The organism is Vibrio halioticoli NBRC 102217, assembly GCF_000496695.1.
In the GTDB taxonomy this organism is placed as follows: Bacteria; Pseudomonadota; Gammaproteobacteria; order Enterobacterales; family Vibrionaceae; genus Vibrio; species Vibrio halioticoli.
In genome coordinates this window covers 1-2,470 of sequence record NZ_BAUJ01000100.1, presented here as the reverse complement: position 1 = coordinate 2,470, position 2,470 = coordinate 1, and the positions used below count along the sequence as shown (strand labels likewise).

The following is a 2,470-nucleotide window of genomic DNA, read 5'->3' as shown; positions in this document are numbered from 1 at the left end:
AGTGTGATTGGTATGGTATAAATTCGACCAATAAGAAAACCGAGCTAGTGATAGCTCGGTTTTTGTTTATCTTGCTGACTTTTCTAGCTTAGATTATCTAGCTTAGTTCACGCGTTATCAATAATCTGATTTAATGTTGCGCTTGGGCGCATAAGCTGAGAGGCAATAGCGTCAACTGGCGCGTAATAGCCACCTAACTCCCCTGCCACACCTTGTGCTTCATTCAATTCATTAACGATATTAGTTTCGTTGTCCGCCAGTGCTTTTGCAATCGGTGCAAACTGCTCAGCCAACTGTGCACTCTTGTTTTGGTTTGCTAATGCTTCCGCCCAAAAACGTGCTAAGAAATAGTGACTGCCACGGTTATCCAACTCACCGACGCGGCGCGATGGCGATTTGTTTTCGTCTAAGAATTTACCCGTAGCCGCATCCAAGGTCTGCGCTAATACGCGTGCGTTTTGGTTGCCGGTCACTTCGCTCAAATGCTCCAGTGAAGCAGACAGTGCCAAGAACTCACCTAAAGAATCCCAACGCAGGTGGTTTTCTTTTTCTACTTGTTGAACGTGTTTTGGCGCAGAGCCGCCGGCACCAGTTTCAAACAAGCCGCCACCGTTCATAAGAGGAACAATAGACAACATCTTAGCAGAAGTGCCTAGCTCTAAAATTGGGAACAAATCCGTTAGGTAATCACGCAGTACGTTACCTGTGACTGAAATGGTGTCTTCACCTTTAGCAATGCGCTCTAGTGTAAATAGCGTCGCCGCGACAGGAGACAAGATGCGCAGATCTAAACCTTGCGTATCGTGCTGTGGTAAATACGCTTCTACCTTCTTAATAAGCTCAGCATCGTGCGCACGGTTCGCATCCAGCCAGAATACCGCTGGGGTATTTGATAGACGAGAGCGGTTTACTGCAAGTTTCACCCAATCTTGAATTGGCGCGTCTTTTACCTGGCACATACGGAAAATATCGCCTTCTTCGACGTCTTGCTCTAAAAGCACTTTGTCGTCGGCATCAACCACAACCACACTGCCCGCTTGAGCAAGAATAAAGGTTTTATCGTGTGAACCGTATTCTTCTGCTTTTTGCGCCATTAGGCCAACGTTTGGCACGCTACCCATAGTGGTCGGATCAAATGCGCCATTTTCTTTACAAAATTCAATAACCGCTTGATAAACGCCTGCATAACAACGATCAGGAATCATCGCTTTGCTGTCTTTTGGCTTGCCATCTGGCCCCCACATTTGACCCGAAGTACGAATCATTGCAGGCATAGACGCATCAACAATCACGTCTGATGGTACGTGCAAGTTAGTGATGCCGCGATCAGAATCGACCATTGCCAACTCAGGACGAGTCTCATATACCGCATTTAAATCCGCGATAATTTCCGCTTTTTGCGCTTCTGGTAAAGATTCAATCTTGGCATACACATCACCAAGACCGTTATTTACATCAACACCTAACTCATCAAACAGTGCGCCGTGTTTAGCAAACACTTCTTTGTAGTACACCTTAACCGCATGACCGAAGATCACCGGATCAGACACTTTCATCATGGTGGCTTTTAGGTGTAACGAGAGCAATACATCTTGCTGCTTCGCTTCTTCAATTTCTTTTTCAAAGAAAGCCACAAGTGCGTTTTTGTTCAACACCGAGGTATCAATAATTTCTTTATCTTGCAGCGCAAATGCCGATTTAAGCTCAGTGACACTGCCATCTTGCGCGCGCAGTTCAATGCGTACTTGCGTTGCTTTGTCTAACGTCAGTGATTTTTCACTACCAAAGAAATCATTACCGTCCATGCTCGCCACATGCGATTTAGACTCTTTTGACCAAGCACCCATTGAGTGTGGGTTTTTCTTAGCGTAGTTTTTCACTGATGCAGGAGCACGGCGATCTGAGTTACCTTCACGTAACACTGGGTTTACCGCACTGCCTTTAATTTTGCCATAGATAGATTGAATGGCTTTTTCTTCATCCGTAGTCGCTTCTTCTGGATAGTCTGGAAGATCGTATCCTTTGTCTTGCAACTCTTTAATCACGGCTTTTAGCTGAGGTATAGACGCCGAGATGTTCGGCAATTTAATAATATTTGCTTCTGGGGTCTTAGCCAATTCGCCAAGCTCGGTAAGTGCATCACTGATGCGTTGCTCTGGCTTTAAATATTCTGCGAAGTTGGCAATGACGCGCCCTGCCAATGAAATATCTCGAGTTTCTACTGCGATATCGGAAGATGCAGTAAATGCTTGTACCATCGGTAAGAATGAGTAGGTCGCTAGCGCTGGAGCTTCATCGGTAATAGTATAAATAATGGTGGGCTTTTGTGCAGACATGAAATTTCCCTATCGTTATTTGGCTTCACTGGCTGTTGTCAGCGACAGTGTCCATCAAGATGATTACATTCGCTTCGTGCGAATCTGTGGTAGTAAAGCTGATTTAATCGTATTTCTATTTGTGCTTCTATTGC

At 45.2% G+C, this 2,470-nt stretch carries 1 protein-coding gene; it reads right to left on the bottom strand.

Features of this window, described 5'->3' with window-relative positions; all coding sequences use genetic code 11:
- Positions 1–107 precede the first annotated feature (107 nt).
- Entirely contained in the window at positions 108–2,336 is a 2,229-nt protein-coding gene (locus tag VHA01S_RS17685; protein WP_023405709.1) for an NADP-dependent isocitrate dehydrogenase, read from the bottom strand.
- Between the last annotated feature and the right edge of the window lie 134 nt (positions 2,337–2,470).

Excerpts from the sequence above, each read along its gene's own strand:
- VHA01S_RS17685 (WP_023405709.1), bottom strand. The coding sequence starts at position 2,336 with ATGTCTGCACAAAAGCCCACCATTATTTATACTATTACCGATGAAGCT.